The organism is Pseudolysinimonas sp. (assembly GCF_049651805.1).
GTDB lineage: Bacteria > Actinomycetota > Actinomycetes > Actinomycetales > Microbacteriaceae > Pseudolysinimonas_A.
The window spans coordinates 54,988-72,188 of sequence record NZ_JBASCU010000036.1 but is presented as its reverse complement, the minus strand read 5'-3'; the positions used below and the strand labels follow the sequence as shown (position 1 = coordinate 72,188).

18 protein-coding genes and 2 pseudogenes are annotated in these 17,201 nt (G+C 69.1%); 11 read left to right on the top strand and 9 right to left on the bottom strand.

What is annotated here, in order from left to right:
• Together WBL06_RS09425 and WBL06_RS09420 are read right to left on the bottom strand one after the other, a co-directional pair.
• Nucleotides 1-234: pseudogene (locus WBL06_RS09425) on the bottom strand (type II secretion system F family protein); the annotation flags it as partial.
• Nucleotides 231-1,460: a CpaF family protein gene (locus tag WBL06_RS09420; protein WP_424455733.1), complete on the bottom strand. Its 1,230-nt coding sequence runs from the start codon at nucleotides 1,458-1,460 to the stop codon at nucleotides 231-233. The gene WBL06_RS09420 and the pseudogene WBL06_RS09425, both read right to left, overlap by 4 nt.
• 128 nt (nucleotides 1,461-1,588) lie before the next feature.
• On the opposite strand from WBL06_RS09420, the gene WBL06_RS09415 reads away from it, so the two are divergent.
• Both WBL06_RS09415 and WBL06_RS09410 read left to right on the top strand, forming a co-directional pair.
• A complete protein-coding gene (locus WBL06_RS09415) occupies nucleotides 1,589-1,834 on the top strand; it encodes a ribbon-helix-helix domain-containing protein (protein WP_424455732.1) in 246 nt (81 codons plus the stop codon).
• The gene (locus WBL06_RS09410) at nucleotides 1,831-2,313 is read left to right on the top strand and encodes a PIN domain-containing protein (protein ID WP_424455737.1); all 483 of its coding nucleotides are present in this window, start codon (nucleotides 1,831-1,833) and stop codon (nucleotides 2,311-2,313) included. The genes WBL06_RS09415 and WBL06_RS09410 overlap by 4 nt, the downstream gene beginning before the upstream one ends.
• A 417-nt stretch (nucleotides 2,314-2,730) precedes the next feature.
• Here the strand turns inward: WBL06_RS09410 and WBL06_RS09405 are convergent.
• From WBL06_RS09405 to WBL06_RS09395, 3 genes and pseudogenes are all read right to left on the bottom strand, one after another.
• Nucleotides 2,731-3,561 (bottom strand): annotated as a pseudogene (locus tag WBL06_RS09405) (RNA polymerase sigma factor); the annotation flags it as partial.
• Nucleotides 3,562-3,590: 29 nt separating this feature from the next.
• Complete coding sequence (locus WBL06_RS09400; RefSeq protein WP_424455731.1) at nucleotides 3,591-3,923, bottom strand: YciI family protein; 333 nt, start codon at nucleotides 3,921-3,923, stop codon at nucleotides 3,591-3,593.
• Nucleotides 3,924-3,947: 24 nt separating this feature from the next.
• Nucleotides 3,948-4,295, bottom strand: coding sequence for a YciI family protein (locus WBL06_RS09395; protein WP_424455736.1), 348 nt, complete (start codon nucleotides 4,293-4,295; stop codon nucleotides 3,948-3,950).
• A 167-nt stretch (nucleotides 4,296-4,462) separates the two neighbouring features.
• Between WBL06_RS09395 and WBL06_RS09390 the strand changes: the two genes are divergently transcribed.
• The 7 genes from WBL06_RS09390 to WBL06_RS09360 all read left to right on the top strand — a co-directional run bounded on the left by WBL06_RS09390 (nucleotide 4,463) and on the right by WBL06_RS09360 (nucleotide 11,129).
• Nucleotides 4,463-4,774: a helix-turn-helix transcriptional regulator gene (locus WBL06_RS09390; RefSeq protein ID WP_424455730.1), complete on the top strand. Its 312-nt coding sequence runs from the start codon at nucleotides 4,463-4,465 to the stop codon at nucleotides 4,772-4,774.
• Nucleotides 4,774-6,075, top strand: a complete 1,302-nt coding sequence (locus tag WBL06_RS09385; RefSeq protein ID WP_424455729.1) for a type II toxin-antitoxin system HipA family toxin — start codon at nucleotides 4,774-4,776, stop codon at nucleotides 6,073-6,075. The genes WBL06_RS09390 and WBL06_RS09385 overlap by 1 nt, the downstream gene beginning before the upstream one ends.
• A 90-nt stretch (nucleotides 6,076-6,165) precedes the next feature.
• Nucleotides 6,166-6,741 (top strand): RNA polymerase sigma factor, encoded by a 576-nt coding sequence (locus WBL06_RS09380; RefSeq protein WP_424455728.1) that lies wholly within the window; start codon nucleotides 6,166-6,168, stop codon nucleotides 6,739-6,741.
• Between the two features lies 1 nt (nucleotide 6,742).
• The gene (locus WBL06_RS09375; protein ID WP_424455727.1) at nucleotides 6,743-7,228 is read left to right on the top strand and encodes a hypothetical protein; all 486 of its coding nucleotides are present in this window, start codon (nucleotides 6,743-6,745) and stop codon (nucleotides 7,226-7,228) included.
• 182 nt (nucleotides 7,229-7,410) lie between these two features.
• Nucleotides 7,411-9,159, top strand: coding sequence for a dynamin family protein (locus WBL06_RS09370; RefSeq protein ID WP_424455726.1), 1,749 nt, complete (start codon nucleotides 7,411-7,413; stop codon nucleotides 9,157-9,159).
• Nucleotides 9,156-10,736: a GTPase family protein gene (locus WBL06_RS09365; protein WP_424455725.1), complete on the top strand. Its 1,581-nt coding sequence runs from the start codon at nucleotides 9,156-9,158 to the stop codon at nucleotides 10,734-10,736. Before WBL06_RS09370 ends, WBL06_RS09365 begins: the two co-directional genes overlap by 4 nt.
• A 27-nt stretch (nucleotides 10,737-10,763) precedes the next feature.
• Nucleotides 10,764-11,129 carry a bleomycin resistance protein gene (locus tag WBL06_RS09360; RefSeq protein WP_424455724.1) on the top strand — a complete coding sequence of 122 codons (366 nt, stop codon included), beginning with the start codon at nucleotides 10,764-10,766 and terminating at the stop codon, nucleotides 11,127-11,129.
• Nucleotides 11,130-11,137: 8 nt separating this feature from the next.
• On the opposite strand, the gene WBL06_RS09355 is transcribed toward WBL06_RS09360, so the two are convergent.
• Both WBL06_RS09355 and WBL06_RS09350 read right to left on the bottom strand, forming a co-directional pair.
• Nucleotides 11,138-12,016 carry a DMT family transporter gene (locus WBL06_RS09355; protein WP_424455723.1) on the bottom strand — a complete coding sequence of 293 codons (879 nt, stop codon included), beginning with the start codon at nucleotides 12,014-12,016 and terminating at the stop codon, nucleotides 11,138-11,140.
• 33 nt (nucleotides 12,017-12,049) lie between these two features.
• Nucleotides 12,050-12,940 carry an alpha/beta fold hydrolase gene (locus WBL06_RS09350; protein ID WP_424455722.1) on the bottom strand — a complete coding sequence of 297 codons (891 nt, stop codon included), beginning with the start codon at nucleotides 12,938-12,940 and terminating at the stop codon, nucleotides 12,050-12,052.
• Between the two features lie 77 nt (nucleotides 12,941-13,017).
• On the opposite strand from WBL06_RS09350, the gene WBL06_RS09345 reads away from it, so the two are divergent.
• Together WBL06_RS09345 and WBL06_RS09340 are read left to right on the top strand one after the other, a co-directional pair.
• Nucleotides 13,018-13,626, top strand: coding sequence for a TetR/AcrR family transcriptional regulator (locus WBL06_RS09345; protein ID WP_424455721.1), 609 nt, complete (start codon nucleotides 13,018-13,020; stop codon nucleotides 13,624-13,626).
• A gap of 164 nt (nucleotides 13,627-13,790) precedes the next feature.
• A complete protein-coding gene (locus tag WBL06_RS09340; protein WP_424455720.1) occupies nucleotides 13,791-14,873 on the top strand; it encodes a fatty acid desaturase family protein in 1,083 nt (360 codons plus the stop codon).
• On the opposite strand, the gene aroQ is transcribed toward WBL06_RS09340, so the two are convergent.
• Together aroQ and WBL06_RS09330 are read right to left on the bottom strand one after the other, a co-directional pair.
• Entirely contained in the window at nucleotides 14,870-15,316 is a 447-nt protein-coding gene (gene aroQ, locus WBL06_RS09335) for a type II 3-dehydroquinate dehydratase (protein ID WP_424455719.1), read from the bottom strand. The genes WBL06_RS09340 and aroQ overlap by 4 nt on opposite strands.
• Nucleotides 15,309-17,087, bottom strand: coding sequence for a TIM barrel protein (locus tag WBL06_RS09330; protein WP_424455718.1), 1,779 nt, complete (start codon nucleotides 17,085-17,087; stop codon nucleotides 15,309-15,311). Before WBL06_RS09330 ends, aroQ begins: the two co-directional genes overlap by 8 nt.
• Nucleotides 17,088-17,201: the final 114 nt, after the last annotated feature.

Sequence of the window (17,201 nt, the reverse complement as noted above, 5' to 3'; positions counted from 1 at the left end):
CGCGGGAACGGGCGCGATCGCGAGCACGACGGCTCCGGCGACGAGGCCGGCGAGGATGCTCACCGCGATCGGAACCCCCACCGCCACCCGACCGAGCCCCGCCTGCGCGAGGCGGGTGCGCCATCCGTCGAGGGGCGAGCGGCGCGGGCGAGCGGATGCCGTGCGCGGCCAGAGGAGCGGCGACGCGATGAGCAACAACCCGACTCCGAGGAGCAATCCTGCGGCGACCGTCACGGCGCGACCCGAAGGTACTCGGCGGGGTCGACGCCCGCGCGGGTGAGTTTGTCGCGCTGCACCGGCAACTCGCCGGTCGCGACGAGCCCCGCGGCGGAGCGCTCGAACAGCCGCGTCCACTCGATCACTCCGTCGACGGCGCGCCCGGTCGGGGCGACGATCTCGACGACGTGCCGATGCCCGGTGCGGTCGAGTTCGGCGTGCACGACGAGGTCGATCGAGGTCGCGACCGTGGGCACGACGAAGGAAGCGTCGATGTTGCGTCCGGCCAGCAGCGGCAGGGTGGCGAGTTTGCGCAGCGCATCGCGGGCCGAGTTGGCGTGCAGCGAGCACATCCCGGGCAACCCCGAGTTGAGAGCGATGAGCAGGTCGAGCGACTCGGCTTCGCGCACCTCGCCGACCACGAGGCGGTCGGGGCGCATCCGCAACGCTTCCTTCACGAGACGCCGCAACGTCACCTCGCCGGTGCCTTCGAGCGACGACTGCCGGCACTGCAGCGCCACCCAGTCGGGTGCAGCGACGGCAAGTTCGAAGGTCTCCTCGACAGTGACGATGCGCTCCTCGGGGCGGGCCGACGCGAGTAGCGCGCCGAGCATCGTCGTCTTGCCCGACTGCGTCGCGCCCGAGACGAGGATGTTGAGCCCCGCCCACACGCTCGCGTGCAGGAACTCGGCGGCCTGCGCGGTGAGCGACCCGAGGCGCACGAGTTCGCGCAGGTCGCGCATCCCCGACCGGAACTTGCGGATGTTGACCGCCCAATGCGCCCGCGTGATGTCGGGAATCGCGACGTGCAGCCGCGACCCGTCGGGCAGGCTCGCGTCGACGAAGGGGCTCGACAGGTCGACGCGGCGGCCAGTGGAGCGCAGCATCCGCTCGACGAGGTCGCGCACGTCGGCTTCGGTGAGGTCGAGCTGGATGCGTTCGGAGACACCGTTGCGCGCGAGGAAGATGCGGTCGGGGGCGTTGATCCACACCTCTTCGACCGTCGGGTCGTCGAGGAGGGGCTGCAGGGGCCCGAGTCCGGTAACGGCGGCGATGATCGTGCGGGCGGCGGCCTGCTCGTCGGCGATGAGCGGAGCGGTGCCGCCGAGGGCGCGCTCGGAGTAGCTGCGCAACTCTTCGCGCACGAAGCGGTCGGCGAGGTCGGAGTCCGCGGCGAGGTCGACCCCCTCCCGCCGCACGCGTTCGCGCACCCGGTCGGTGATGAGGTCGACGGCTGCGCTCACCCCGCCATTGTGCGAACCCGGGGCCAACCCGAGCGGATGTTCTCCACAGGAAGAATCTCCAAGGCACTGCGCCAGTCCTGACTGGTACCCTGAGTAGAGTTGACTACGCATAAGCAACAGGAGGCGTCATGGCTGCGAAGACCGTCGGCATCGCCGTCGCGGACGACCTCCGCCCTGCGCTCGACGAGGTGGTCGAGCACTACGGGCACGGCAACCGCAGCGAGTTCCTCCGGCTCGCGGTGCGCGACTACCAGGGTCGGCTTCGCCTGGAGCGGCTGCACGCGCTGCGCAAGGAAGCTCGAGCCGAGCGTGGTGGCCGCGTCTACACCTCCGATGAAGTGCTCGACCTGATCCGCGAGACTGCCGCGTCGTGATCGACCCGGCGACGTCGGTTGTCTTCGACGTCAACGTCTATCTCGACTACATCCTGGGTGCGGACGGTTCCTGGCCGCTGCTGCCGGATGTGCCGCCGACGACCGACAACTCCGCGGCCGACGCGGTCTCGCTCGCGTTCGCCTCGCGGTTCCGGCTGTTCGCCTCGCCGCACATTCTGCGCAACGTCGCTCGCGTCATGCGCGCCGTCGGACAGACCGACAGCACTGTCGAGGGATTCGTCACCGCGATCGTCGAGATCTGCGAGTTCTCCGGTGGCGCGGTGATCGAACCAAAGGCCCGCGACCACGGGGTAGCCGATCACGAAGACAACCTGGTCGCCGCACTCGTGAAGGATGCCGGGGTCGACGCGCTCATCCTGGTCACGTCCGACCACCATCTGCTCGACCTCGGGCCGAACTGGAACGGGCGACTGGTCATGCGCCCTCGCGACTTCGTTCGCCGCGTCATCGCCCGCTGAGCTGCACCTCGTCGATTCCTGCTGGAGGAACCTGCGCTCGGGTTCGGAGGGGGCGAGTTCGAGGGCACGCCGGTAGCGCGGCAGGGCTTCGGCGAAGCGACCGCCGCGGCGCAGGAGATCTGCACGCGTTGCCGACAGAAGGTGGTATCCGGCGAGACGCGCGTCGCCATCCAGCCTGTCGAGTAGCGCGAGGCCGGCATCCGAACCTTCGGCGAGCGCGACCGCGACTGCGCGGTTGAGTTCTACCACCGGTGACGGTGCGACCCGGACAAGTCGAGCGTAGAGTTCCGCGATCCGAGCGAAGTCGGTTGCCGCAGCGGTGGCGGCCGTCGCGTGCTGGGCGGCGATCTGCGCCTGCAACTGGTAACTGCCGACCACCCCGTCGAGTCGCTGCCGAGCGCTCTCCGCCGAGTCGAGAACCGCGACACCTTCGGCGATAGCGGAATGACCCCAGAGGCTACGGTCTTGGTCTTCGAGCAGCACGAGATCACCGGCGCCGTCGAGGCGAGTGGCTGCACGTGACTGCTGGAACAGCTCGAGAGCGAGCAACCCCAGCACTTCGGGCAGCTGCGGGGAGTCCTCCATGAGGGTGACCATGAGCCGGGTCAGCCGGATGGCCTCCTCTGCGAGCGGAGCCCGCACGAGTTCGGCGCCGCTTCCCGACGAGTAGCCCTCGGTGAAGAGGAGGTAGAGCACGGCGAGCACGCCGCTCGTGCGTTCGGGCAGCAGGTCCGCGGGCGGCACTCGGTAGGGGATGCCGGCGTCCCGGATCTTCGCGCGCGCCCGCACCAGCCGCTTCTGCATCGTCTGCTCACTGGTGAGGAAGACGTGTGCCGTCTCGGCGACGCTCAGCCCCATCACGGTGCGGAGGGTCAGGGCGACGCGGCTCTCCATCGCGAGCGCCGGGTGGCAGCAGGTGAAGATCAGCCGCAGGCGGTCGTCATCCAGGGCGTCATCGGCAGTGAGCGCATCCATGTCATCTCCTCCCGATGTCGCGGCGTCGATCTCGCTTTCGCGGGCCAGTTGTGCGGCGGTCTTCTGCTCGGTCGACGCCCGCCGGTACGCGTCGACGACGAGGTTCTTCGAGACCGTGGTGAGCCACGCCGCCGGGTTGTCGGGGATGCCGCGTTTCGGCCACGAGGTCAGCGCGCGGGCAACGGCATCCTGAAAGCAGTCCTCCGAGAGCTCCCAGTCGCCGGTGATCCGGATCAGCGTCGCGACGATCCGCAGGCGCTCGGCTTCCGCCACCGAGGCGAGCACCCCGCTCACCTCGGCTGTCACTCGAACGGCCAGACCGGGCGAACCTCGACGCGGCCGAATCGCGCCATCGGATGCTTCGCCGCGATCTCGATCGCCTCGTCGAGGTTGTCGACGTCGATGAGGTCGAAGCCGGCGATCCATTCCTTGGTGTCGGCGAACGGGCCATCGGTGAGAATCGTCTGGCCGTCGCGCACGGTGACCGTGGTCGCGTCGGAGGGCGGGCGCAGCCGGTTGCCGACGCGGGACACCCCGCGGCGCTCGATGTCGGCGCTCCACTCCTCGATGTTGTCTTCCTCGGGGATGTAGGTCGGCGCAGCGGGGTCGCTGACGATGAACAGCAGGTATTCCATGGGGTTCTCCTTGAGTGAGTGTGGTCAGTCGGTGGGCGGCGCGTGCATGATGCGCCGGATTTCGATGGGCGAGTACGTGGTCTCGGCGAGACGCCCCGCGATCTCGACGGCCCGCTCCCGGTCGGCGACGTCGACGATGTAGTACCCGCCGATCCACTCGGTGCCTTCGGTGGACGGTCCGCGGGTCGCGATCGGCTCGCCGTTGTGGCGACCGATGACGGCGACGTCGTCGGTGGCGAGTTCGTTGCCGTCCACGAGTTCTCCGGATGCCGCCAGCTCGGCGAACAGGGCGCCATGGGCCGCTCCGAGGTCGTCCGACTCGCCGTCGGCCCACGCCCTCTCGGCTGTTTCGTTCGAGTGAATGAGGATCATGTAGCGCACGGGTGCTCCGCCTTCTGTCGAGGTCAACTACACCAGTACGACGTAGCCGGGTCGAGTGGGAGGACAGCGAGGTCGATTGAGGGTTGCCGAGTCTCGGTAACTCTGCTCTACTCGTACTTACGAGCAGATCTTGGTCTAACATCAGGAAGGTTGCGTGTATGGCACGACGCACCGTCGAAGAAACCGAGGCATCCCTCGGCGAGCAGGTGCGCCGCCTCCGCATCGACGCGCAACTCACCCAAGAGGAGGTCGCCCGCCGAGCCGACGTCTCCAAAGCCACGGTCTCCGCGCTGGAAAGCGGTCGCGGCAGCTCCCTCCCCACGCTGATCCGGGTGCTGCGCGTGCTCGGCCGCGACGACTGGTTCGACGAGATCCGACCCGACGAAGGGCCGAGTCCGCTCGAGCTGCTGCGCGCCGAGCGTCGCCAACCCGCCCCACGACGCGTGCGCCGACCCCGGAGCGCGACCTGATGCCCTGGCAACACGTGAGGGTCGTCGAGGTGCTCGCCTGGGGCGAGCGGGTCGGCGCGATCGCCGCCGCCGGCACCCGCGGCTCCTACACCTTCGAGTACGAGCCCGCGTGGAAGCGCCGCCGCCTCGATCTCGCCCCCGAGCTGATGCCGATCGACGACCGCCGCCGCACGTTCACCTTCCCGGGGCTCAACCCCGAGACCTTCCACGGGCTGCCCCCGATGATCGCCGACTCGCTGCCCGACCGGTTCGGCAACGCGATCGTCGACGCGCACCTCAGCAAACAGGGGCTGGATGCCGGCGAAGCGACCGCACTCGATCGGCTCGCCTATCTCGGCCCCCGCGGCATGGGAGCGCTCGAGTACCGACCGGACCGCGCACCGCACACCCCGGTGCCGACGAGCGTCGACCTCGCGGAGCTGATCACCACCGCTCGAGCCGCCGTCGAAGGCTCGCTCGCCACAGCATCCGATTCGGCGGAGTCGTTACAGCGCATCATCAACGTGGGCACGAGCGCGGGCGGAGCGCGAGCCAAGGCGATCCTCAACTTCAACCCCGACACCGACGAGCTGCGGTCGGGCCACGTTCCCCCGGTCGCGGGCTTCGAGCCGTGGCTGCTGAAGTTCGACGGCGTGCGCACCGACAAGCGGCTCGGCGCAACCGAGAACTTCGGACGCGTCGAGTACGCCTACTCGCTGATGGCCCGGGATGCCGGAATCACCATGGCCCCCACGCGCCTGCTCGAAGAGAACGGCCGGGCGCACTTCATGACCCGCCGGTTCGACCGGTCGAGCGACGGCGAGAAGATCCACCTGCAGACCCTCTGCGGAATCGCCGGCGTCGACTACAACCAGGTCGCCACCAACGACTACTCCCAATACCTAACGCAGGTGCAGCGGCTCAACCTCGGCCCCGCCGCGATGGAACAAGCCTGGCGCCGCATGATCTTCAACGTCGCCGCCGCCAACTGCGACGACCACTCGAAGAACTTCTCGTTTCTCTTCGACCCGAAGAGTGGATGGCAGCTCGCCCCCGCCTACGACGTCACCTACGCCTACAACTCCGAATCCCAGTGGGTGCACCAGCACCTCATGAGCGTCAACGGGCGGTTCGAGGGGATCGCCCGTGGCGACATCCTCGAAGTGGCGGAACGGTTCGGGATCGAAGCGTCACGCGCGATCCTCGACGAAGTACTGGATGCCGTGGGGCGATGGGGCTCGTTCGCCAAGTGGAGCGGCGTCCCCGACGAGATCGCGGCGGGGGTCGCCGACGACCACCTCGCGAACGCACTTCGACGCTGACTCGATTGTCAGCACCGGAAGGAATCCTGTGACGAATCGGCCATGGCGGAGATTACCTAGTACGAGCGCGACTTCGACGGACAGGGCCCCATGCTTCAGCACACTGAGAACGAGGCGAAGAACGCGATCAGCGACCGCGCTCTGGTCGATCGTCTCGGCGAAGGTAACGGCAGAGCGCTCGACGTGCTCTTCCGTCGTCACGCCACCACCGTGTTCGCCTACGCGGTCTCCCGGCTGCGGAATCGGACAGACGCCGAAGAGGTCGTGCAAGACACGTTCGTGATCTTGTGGGAGCGCCGCCGCGACGTGCTCATCAGCGACTCATTGGTCCCGTGGCTGCTTGCAACCGCACGATTCCGATCTCTGAACGCTCAGCGCGCTCGGCGCAGAAGGCACTCTGAAGCTTTGGTCGATGCTGACGGAGCGTCCGCGAACGATGCCACCGCAACGGCAGTCGAAACCACCCTCTTCATGGAAGCAGTCGACCGAGCCGTTCAGTCGCTTTCTGACATCGACCAGAAGATCTATTCGCTCTGCGTGGATGGCGACTTGTCGTACGCCGAGGCAGCCCACGAGATCGGCATTACTCACGCGGCTCTCCGCGGTCGCCTGGCGCGCCTTCGAGGACGGCTCCGTGACGAGATCACTTTGCTGAGAGGAAAATGAGATGCGCGACATGACTTCGCGATTCGATCTGCTTTCTGAGGCTGAGCTCGAGCGAATGGCGTCGAGCGTCCACGACGCGATCGACCGCCGCAAGGTGTCGCGCCGCCGGCGTCACCGCGTGGTGGCAGCTGGCATCGCCCTCCTCGTGGTGGGCGGTGGAACGACTGCGGGCGCTCTCATGGCGTGGCCGACTAATGAGCAGGGACAGACGTACGGCCCCGCCGATGGTCGCGTCGAAGACCCTGCCAACGGAACGGTCATCGAGCCCGACCTGACCCTCGCTGTCGGCGACGACGGCGTTGTCGGCTACATCTTGAGCACCGACCTCGCCCCCGTTTTCGCCTCCCCGGAAGAGGTCGCGGAGTGGCTTGAGGAGCACCCGCCGACCGAAGACCGGAAGATCCCGCTGTACGACAAGGACGGCAACGTCATCGGGACGTTCACGGTCCAGGGCGTGGACCCGGCCGAGCTGGGGGTAACCGAGTAGGGAGTCGGAACGGGAAGGCGGGATCCCGACGCCGCACCCAACCGTTTCTTGACGGCGTCAGCCACAACGAGGTCGCCGCCGCGACGACTCGATCCGCGACTTTTTGCGCGGATGGATCATCGACGAGGACGAATTGTCGCGGATGGAGCGTCGGAAGCCGCACCGACCGGCAAGCTGGACTCGTGACCGACGCTCGAGCCCCCGCGATCGTGTCGCTGGAGCGCCTGCGCGCATCCCTCGCCGACGCGGGACTCGACCTGCCCCTCGACGGAGCGGCCGAGCACCGCGAGAACGCGGCGGCGGCGGTGCGGCAGATCGACGACTACATCCGCCCGCGCCTCGCCGACCTCGACGCCCCGTTGCTCGCGGTCGTCGGCGGGTCGACGGGGTCGGGCAAATCGACGATCGTGAACGCCCTCGTCGGCACGCCGCTGACGCGGGTCGGGGTGATCCGGCCGACGACGCGGCAGCCGATTCTCGTGCACGCACCGGCGGATGCCGGATGGTTCGCGTCGGACCGCATCCTGCCCGGGCTCGCGCGCGTGCGCGGCACGCTCAGCAGCCCCGGCACCCCGGCATCCGCGGCCGGCGACTCCCCCGCGGCGTCCCGCATCCACGAGCTCATGCTGCTCGCGCACGACGCGGTGCCGAACTCGCTCGCGATCATCGACGCGCCCGACATCGACTCCGTCGCCGAAGACAACCGCGCCCTCGCCGCGCAACTGCTCGCCGCCGCCGACCTCTGGGTGTTCGTCACGACCGCCAACCGCTACGCCGACGCGGTGCCGTGGAAGCTGCTCGACGGCGCCGCGGCCCGGTCGATCACGGTCGCCGTCATCCTCAACCGGGTGCCGCCGGGCGCGGCCGACGAAGTTCTGCCCGACCTCACCGCGATGCTGAAGAAGCGCAACCTCGACGCCCCCGTCTTCGTGATCGACGAGCAACCGCTCGACGACCTCGGGATGCTGCCCGCCGACGCCGTCGCGGAACCGAAGAACTGGCTCAGCGCCATCGCCGGCGACCGGGCCGAACGCACCCGCATCGCGGCCCGCACCCTCGGCGGCGCGATCGAAGACCTCGACCGCCGAGTCGCCACGATCGCCGACGCCCGCCAAGCCCAGCTCGACTGGATCGCCAGCGTCGACGCGATGGCATCCGCCGACTTCCAGGCGGCCGTGGATGCCGTCGACGAGGCCACCCGCGACGGGGCGCTGCTACGCGGCGAGGTGCTCGCCCGCTGGCAGGACTTCGTGGGAACGACCGACTTCTTCCGCAAGGTCGAGTCGTGGTTCTCGCGCACCCGCGACAGCGTCACCGCGTGGGTTCTCGGGAAGCCGAGTCCGGTCGTCGAGGTCGAGACCCAGATCGAGAGCGGACTGCACGCCGTCATCGTCGACGAGGGCGGCCGCGCCGCTGCGGCGACCTGGGCGGGCCTGCAGCGCACCGCCGCGGGCCGCACGATCGCCGAGAAGCATCCGGAACTCGCGGCGCAAAGCGCAACCTTCACCGACGGCGCGGCAGCGATGATCCGCGAGTGGCAGGGCGCGCTGCTACAACTCGTGCGCGACAACGCGGGCAACAAGCGCATCAAGGCGCGCGTGCTCTCTGCCGGTCTCAACGTGATGACGGTCGCCCTGATGATCGTCGTGTTCGCCTCGACCGGCGGCCTCACCGGCGGCGAGATCCTGATCGCGGGCGGGTCGGCGGTGCTCGGCCAGAAGCTGCTCGAGACGGTGTTCGGTGAGGATGCCGTGCGCCGCCTCGCCGCGGAAGCTCGCCGCGACCTGCAGGAGCGGGTGCAGGGGGTGTTCGACACCGAGCGTGCGCGGGTGACGGCAGCGCTTGATCAGTTGCGATTCGGCTCCGCCCCCGAGTCGCTGCGCCGCGAATCCCGGGCGCTGCTCGACGACGTGCGCGCGGCCGCCTCGTGAGCGTCTCACTCGACGACCGGCTCGCCGCACTCCGTACCCTGCGTGCAGCCGGGGGCGACAACATCCCGGCGGCGCTCGCGACCGAAGCGGATGCCGTGCTGACTCGGGCGTCGCGACGGCGCGAACTCTCCCCCGGCTCCACGGTTGTCGGGGTGTTCGGAGCGACCGGGTCGGGCAAGTCGAGTCTCGTCAACGCGCTCGTCGGCGCCGAGGTCGCGCGTACCCACGTGCGGCGGCCGACGACATCCCAAGCCCTGGCCGTCACCTGGGATGCCGAGGGCGCAGTCGACCTGCTCGACTGGCTCGAGGTGCGCGAGCGCGTCGTGCGCGACGAACTCCTCGACCCGCGGGCGCGGCAACTGGTGCTGCTCGACCTTCCCGACTTCGACTCGATCGAGGCCGGCAACCGGGCGATCGCCGAACGCCTGGCGGCTCAGGTCGACGCGCTCATCTGGGTGGTCGACCCGCAGAAGTACGCCGACGACGTGCTGCACGCGCAGTTCATCACCCCGCACGCCCGGCACTCCGAGGTGACCCTCATCGTGCTCAACCAGGTCGACCTGCTGGCCCCGGGTGATGTGCCGAAGGTCGTCGCGTCGCTGAAACAGATCGTCGACCGCGACGGCATCCCGAAGGCGACGGTGCTGCCCGCGAGCGCCCGCACCGGCCACGGCCTCCTCGCGGTGCGGAAGGCGATCGGCGACCTCGCCGCCGCCCGCAGCGTCCGGGATGCCCGGCTCGCCGCCGATGTCGCCGCCCTCGCCGATCGGCTCGACTCGCCGGGCATCGTGGGGCGCATCGACTCCCGCGCCCGGGCGCATCTCCTCGAGGAGGTCGGTGTGGCGGCCGGGGCAGACGTCGTCGCCCGAGCCGTCGCGGGGTCGTACCGCAAACGCTCCGCCCAGGCGACGGGGTGGCCCGTCGTTTCGTGGATCGCGCGGGTGCGCGCCGACCCGCTTACGCGCCTTGGACTCGGGGCGAGGCGCACGAGCGGCGACCCCTCCGTGCACCGCTCGAGCCTGCCGCCGCCGAACGCCGCCGCGAAGGCGAAGGCATCCATCGCGGTGCGCGAGTTCGCCGACACCGCAGCCGCCGGGCTGACCGAAACCTGGCGCAGCACGCTGAGGTCAGACGCCGAAGCCGCGCTCGCCACGCTGCCCGAAGCCCTCGACCTCGCGATCGCCCGAACCCAGCTGCCGGCCCGCGGATCGTGGTGGTGGGCGATCTTCGCGATCCTGCAGTGGCTCGTCGTGCTGGCGGGGCTCGTTGGCGCCGGGTGGCTGCTCGCCGCGGCGCTGCTGCCGCGCATCGGGATGCCCGCGCCCGAGATCCCGCAGGTCGAAGGATGGGCGGTGCCGACCCTGCTCATCGTCGGAGCCGTGCTCGCCGGCATCCTGCTCGGTCTTCTCGGTGGCGTGCTCGGCGCGATCACCGCCGCGAGTCGCAGGCGGAAGGCCCGCAAGCGCCTTCTCGTCGAGATCGAAAAAGTCGTCAGCGAGAAAGTCGTCGCGCCTCTCGACGCCGGCCTGACGCGAGCGAGAGAGTTCGCCGCGGCCCTCAAAGTCGCCGCAAGCTAGGGCTGCCGGCGAGGGTAGGTTCTCGTCATGACCGATCGCAGCGTGCCGAACTTGCCGTCTCGCGACTTCGACAACACCATCGCTTTCTATAGCGGATTCGGCTTCGCGCCGGGCTATCGGGACGATGGCTGGTTGATTCTGCGCCGCGGGGACCTTCAGTTGGAGTTCTTCCTGTTTCCCGATCTCGTGCCCGCAGAGAGTTCGTTCATGTGTAGCGTCCGCGTCGATGATCTCGACGGTCTGTATCGACAGATCCGTGACGCGGGCGTGGCCGAGAAGGCTGCGGGCAACCCGCGGCTGCACCCGGTGGCGACGCAGCCTTGGGGGCAGCGAGCAGGTTTTCTCGTCGATCCCGACGGCACGCAGCTGCACCTCATCGAGAACGTCGCCTGACGAAGCGTTCAGACCCGCGAAAGCCGCACCCGCACGGCGAGCGCGGCGCAGAGGATGACGACGAGCCCACCGAGCAAAAGCGGCACCGTGAGCTCCTCACCGAGCAGCAGTGCCGCCCAGGCAAGAGTCATCACGGGTTGCACGAGCTGCACCTGGCTGACCCGGGCAACGGGCCCGATCGCGAGCCCGCGATACCAGGCGAAGAACGCCAGAAACATGCTGATCGCCGCAAGGTAGGCGAACGACGCCCACTCGAGGCCCGTGGCATCCTGCGGTTGCTGCACCCAGGCGATCGCCGTGAGCACGGCCATCACGGGGGCGGCGAGCACGAGCGCCCACGAGATGGTCTGCCACGACCCGAGTTCGCGCGAGAGCAGCGCGCCCTCCGAGTAGCCGAGGGCGGCGGCGATCACGGCGGCGAAGAACAGCAGGTCGGTCCACACCGGCGGCCCGAACCCGTCGGACTGCAGTGACGCGAACCCCACCGCTGCGATGGCACCGAGGGCGGCGAAGATCCAGAACGGCAGCGGCGGCCGCTCGTGCCCGCGCAACACCGCGAACACCGCGGTCGCCGCCGGCAGCAGTGCGATCACGACAGCGCCGTGGCTGGCGGATGCCGTAGTGAGCGCATACGAGGTGAGCAGCGGGAAGCCGGCGACGACTCCCGCCGCGACGAGCGCGAGCCGCCACCACTGCGACCCTCGCGGCCGGCGCTGCCGGGTGATACCGAGCACGAGGGCGGCGAGCAGCGCGGCGACGACGGCCCGCCCCGACCCGATGAACAGCGGCGACAGCCCGCCGACCGCGATGCGCGTCAGCGGCAGCGTGAGCGAGAACGCCAGCACTCCGACGAACCCCCACAGGAGTCCGAAGCGGGATGCCGACATCCTCGGACTCTACGGTCGGCCCCCGTCACCCCCTCAGAGCCGATCGGCGACAAGTGGCTCGCGCTCGGTGTCGGTGTGTCGCACGGAAACGAACCGCGCGATAGCTCCCAGCACCGCCGGGTCGCTGAGGATGCGCACGTGCCCGAGCCCGTCGGTGCGGATCACCTCGGTCGGCCCGTTGTGCGCGTCGGCGATGAGTTCCGACTGCCGCGGGTCGAGCACCGGGTCGCTGCTGTCGTGCACGACGAGCAGCGGGGTGCGGAGGTCGGCGGGGTCGAGTTCGGCGACGAATCGGTGCCACATGTCGGTCACGTCGGGGAAGGTGCGCTTTTCGATCCGGGTGCGAAGCCCGAGGCGGGCCCGGCCGCTGAGGCCGGCGAGGCGGGCGAACTCGTCGAGAATCTCGCCGACGTCGTGCACCCCCGCAATGCTCACGAGCCGCCGAGTGTGCGCCCCTTCACGCACCGCGAGGAATGCGGCGAGCACCCCGAACGAGTGGGCGACGATCGTGTCGAACCCGCCGTACCGGGCACTCAGCAGCGTGACGATGTGCGCGTAGTCGAGCACCGTCACGAAGTCTCCCGCGGAGTCGCCGTTGCCCGGGGCGTCGAACGCGACGATCGTGCGCTCGGGCGACTCGAGCTCTCGCACGACCGCCGAGAACCGCGACGCGCGGCTGCGCCACCCGTGAACGAGCAGAACAACCTCCGGCCCGTCTCCCCAGGTGTAGGTCGCGACGCGGGTTCCGGCGAGATCGAGCGTGCCGTGCGTCGCACGGGCGTGCACGTCGGCGTCATGCGGGCGAACGCGCTCGGGCCTGCCGAGATTGCGCCAGACCCGGTAACCGAGTTCAGCAGCCACGGGCGGGGCGACGACGCTGAGCGCCTTCAGGGTGGTGCGGGCGGCGCGCGGGGCGAAAGCCATGTCTTCTCCATCTATCCGTACGATCGTTCGTATATAATCAGAACGAACGATCGTTCGCAAGGGGCAAGATGGATGTCATGACCGTGACCGATGGACGCCGGGCGCGGGGGGATGTCTCCCGGCAGGCCGTCTTGGCTGTCGCCGTCGACCTCGCCACCGTCACGGGTCTCGACGGCTTGTCGATCGGCGGGCTCGCGTCGGCGGTATCGATGAGCAAGGGCGGCATCGCGGGCCTGTTCGGCTCAAAGCAAGAACTGCAACTCGCAACCGTCGCCTCGGCCGCCGAGATCTTTCAGCGCACCGTCATCGCCCCAGCGCTCACCGCCCCCACCGGGCTCCCGCGGCTGCGTGCTCTCATCGACGCGTGGCTCGACTACAGCCAGAACCGGGTCTTTCCCGGGGGCTGCTTCTTCGCCGCCGTCACCTCCGAGTACCGGTCGCGCCCCGGTGCGATTCGGGATGCAGTCGCCGCCAACCTGAAGCGCTGGCGCGAATTCCTCGCCGAGGCGATCACCCGAGCGATCGCCACCGGCGACCTTGCCGACGGCATCGACGCGACCCAGCTCGCCTTCGAGATCAGCGCGCTGCTCGACGCCGCCAACGACTCGTCGCTGCTGTTCGACTCAGCAGAGCCCTACGCCCGCGCCCGCGCCGCCGTCGATACGCTGCTCAGCCGGGCCCGCTGACCCCGGCCCGCCCCTGAAAGAGTGTCGGGCCGCACCGTACGCCTGTTGTCGACACCCGTCAACCGGGGTGGGCGCTCAGGATCAGCAGGTAAACTGGAGGCATCTGGAGCGTTCCGCTCACTCGCCGGCTGGGAAGTCGAACACGACACATCCCGAGGCCGATTTTGACTCTCGCCCCCGCAACAAACTTTCGCACCACCACCCCGCGCGACGCCGCGCCGAGCGGCTTCGCGCCGCTGCTGAAGCGGGTGAAGGAAGCCAACCTCCTGCGCCGTAGCCAGGTGTTCTACATCTCGCTGCTCACGACTCTCGTGCTCGCCCTCGGCGGCGCGATCGCCGGATTCGTTCTGCTCGGCGACTCCTGGTTCCAGCTGCTCATCGCCGCGGCGCTCGGCGTGATCTTCACGCAGTTCGCGTTCCTCGGGCACGAGGCATCCCACCGTCAGGTGTTCACGTCGGGCAAGGCCAATGACCGCATGGGCCGCGCGCTCGCATCCGGCGTCGTCGGGCTGTCGTACTCCTGGTGGATGAACAAGCACACCCGCCACCACGGCAACTCGAACGTCATCGGCAAAGACCCCGACCTCGAGATCGACACCGTCTCATTCGTCGACACCGACGCGGCATCCGCCCGGGGTCTGCGCGCCCTCATCACCCGCCACCAGGGGAAGCTGTTCTTCCCGCTGCTCGCCTTCGAGGGCGTCAACCTGCACGTGAAGTCGTTCGGCCACGCGTTCGGACGCGGCAAGGTCGACAACCGCACGATGGAGATCGTGCTTCTCATGGCCCGCATGGCGATCGTGGTCAGCGCCGTGTTCCTCGTGCTGCCGCTCGGCATGGCGTTCGCGTTCCTCGGAGTGCAGCTCGCCGTCTTCGGCGCCTACATGGGTCTCGCGTTCGCCCCCAACCACATCGGCATGACGATGTTCTCGATCGACGCGAAGCCCAGCTTCTTGCACAAGCAGGTGCTGTCGTCGCGCAACATCCGCGGCGGCTGGTCGATGACGATGCTCATGGGCGGGCTCAACTACCAGATCGAGCACCACCTGTTCCCGAGCATGGCGCGCCCGCACCTCTTCGCCGCCCGCCGGATGGTGCGCGACACCTGCCGCGACGAGGGCATCGTGTACACCGAGACCACGCTCGTCGAGGCGTATCGCGTCGTCATCCGCTACATGCGTAACGTCGGTCGTAGCGCCCCGCGCATCTTCGAGTGCCCGGTCGTCTTCCAGTTCGGTCGACTTTAAACCGACTGCGCCCGGATCCGGGCGAGCCGGGCGACGGCGAACTCATAGCCCTGCACTCCGGCGCCGACGATCACGCAGGCCGCGATCGGTGAGATGTACGAGTGACTCCGAAACTCCTCGCGCGCGTGCACGTTGCTGAGGTGCACCTCGACGACCGGCAGCCCCACCGCGACGAGGGCGTCGCGGATCGCGATCGACGTGTGCGTGTACGCGCCGGCGTTGATGACGATGCCGACGGCGGTGTCGCGGGCAGCGTGGATGGCGTCGATCAGCTCGCCCTCGTGGTTGCTCTGCACGGCATCCACCTCCCACTCGAAGGCCGCTGCGGCAGTGCGCGCAGAAGCCTCGACGTCGGCGAGGGACTCGCTGCCGTAGATGTGCGGTTCGCGGGTACCGAGCAGGTTGAGGTTCGGCCCGTTGACCAACAGGATGCGGTTAGCCACGAGCCGCTCGCTGCGCCGCCAAACGGATCGGCGCGTTCGCGGCGCCGTAGCCGTCGTAATCGCCACGCCGCTCGACCATCTCGAGGAACACCCCGCCGACGGTCGGCGTATAGAAGTGGATGAACTCGCCCCCCTCAGTGCGGTCGTAGAAGAGATCCAGCTCGCGTAGCTCGTCGAGGAAGCCCGGATCGAGGGCGAACCGTGCCGCGAGGTCGTCGTAGTAGTTCTGCGGGATGCGCAGAAACTCGAGCCCCCGCTGGCGGGCGGCGCGCGCGACGGCGACGACATCGGCGCAGCGCACCGCGATGTGCCGGTCAGGCAGTGGGGCGGTGGCGGGCGCGAGGTTCATCGGCAACCGTACGGCGCCGTCGTCGGTGCGCATCACGTGGCTACGCACCAGGCCCACCGGTCCGGGCACTTCGGCCGCCGACGCAGTCGTCAGAGCGAGCACGCTGTTGGCGAACAGCACGGCCTCGTCGAAGTCCTGCCAGCGGTAGCCGAGGTTGACGTGGTCGACCACCCCGACGGCACCCTCGTCGGCCTCGCCGCCGGCGAATTCGGTGATCCACGAAGCTTCGGCCGGGGTGTCGTTCCAATAGACCGCGGTGCCGTCGGGTGCAGCCACCGACCGTAGGTGGTGTTCGCCCGCGTGCGTGCGCCGGTAGACCTCGGGCGCTCCCAGCGTGCGCGCGCGGGACTCGACGGCGGCGGCATCCGGCACCTCGAACCCGATGCCGGCGACGCGCGGCACCTCATCGCGGGTCTGCTCGTCGAGGATGATGCGGGCGTCGCCGAAGGTCCACAGCCGTACCGGCTTCGTGCGGTGGCTGCCGCGGAACCGAAAGCCGAGTTGCGTGAGCATCGCGTCGAACGGGGTGAGATCGCTGCCGGCGAGCTCGACGAAGTCGAATCCGGTCGGCGGGGTCGCGTCGGCAAGGCGGTCGGCATCCCAGCCGTTGGCCGCCGCGGTGCGGTCCGCGAGCCAGGTGAGCGATCGCCGCGCGTGTGCGGCAGTGCGTACCACGTCGGTCTGCCGAAAGGTGTCGTTGAACACCTCAAGCGACAGCGGCCCGCTGTACCCGGCCCGCAGCACATGCCCGAGGAAGTCGGTGAGCGCGAAAGCGCCCTCGCCCGGGAACAACCGGTGGTGCCGGCTCCACGAAAGCAGGTCCATGTCGAGGGCGGGGGCGTCGGCGAGTTGCAGGAAGAAGATTCGGTCGCCCGGAATCTGCTCGATCCCGGCCGGGTCGTGGCCGCGTGACAGGATGTGGAAGCTGTCGAGGCAGGTGCCGAGGTTGGGCCGGTCAGCCGCCTGCACGAGCCGCCAGGCGTGTCGGTAGTCGTTGACGAAACGGCCCCAGGCGAGGGCTTCGAAGGCGATCCGGATGCCGTGGGCGGCCGCAAGGTCGGCGAACTCCCCGAGTTGGCGGGCGGCGACCTGGTCGTCGTCGATCGTCGCGGTGCCGGCGTTGCTGCACACCAGCACGAGGTCGGTACCGAGCCGCCGCATCGTGTCGAACTTCGCCTCGGCGCGGTGCAGGGTGTCGGCGAAGGTCGCGTCATCGACCCCTTCGACGTCGCGGAACGGCTGGTACATCTCGATCGTCAGCCCGAGGCGAGCGCAGAGGGCGCGGATCTCTTCGGGCGATTCGTAGGCGGCCTGGAGGTCGGCATCCATGATCTCGACGCCGTCGAACCCGGCCGCGGCGGCGGCTTGCAGCTTCTCGACGAGCCCGCCCGAGAGGCACACCGTCGCCACTGAGGTACGCATGCGGGCAATGTACCACTTCGTACATTGGGGCTTCCGAAAGACCCCGATCTAATGTAATGATCGGTACATTAGCCGTCGCGCGGAACGAACCGCGTCTGGAACGAACGAGGAAGT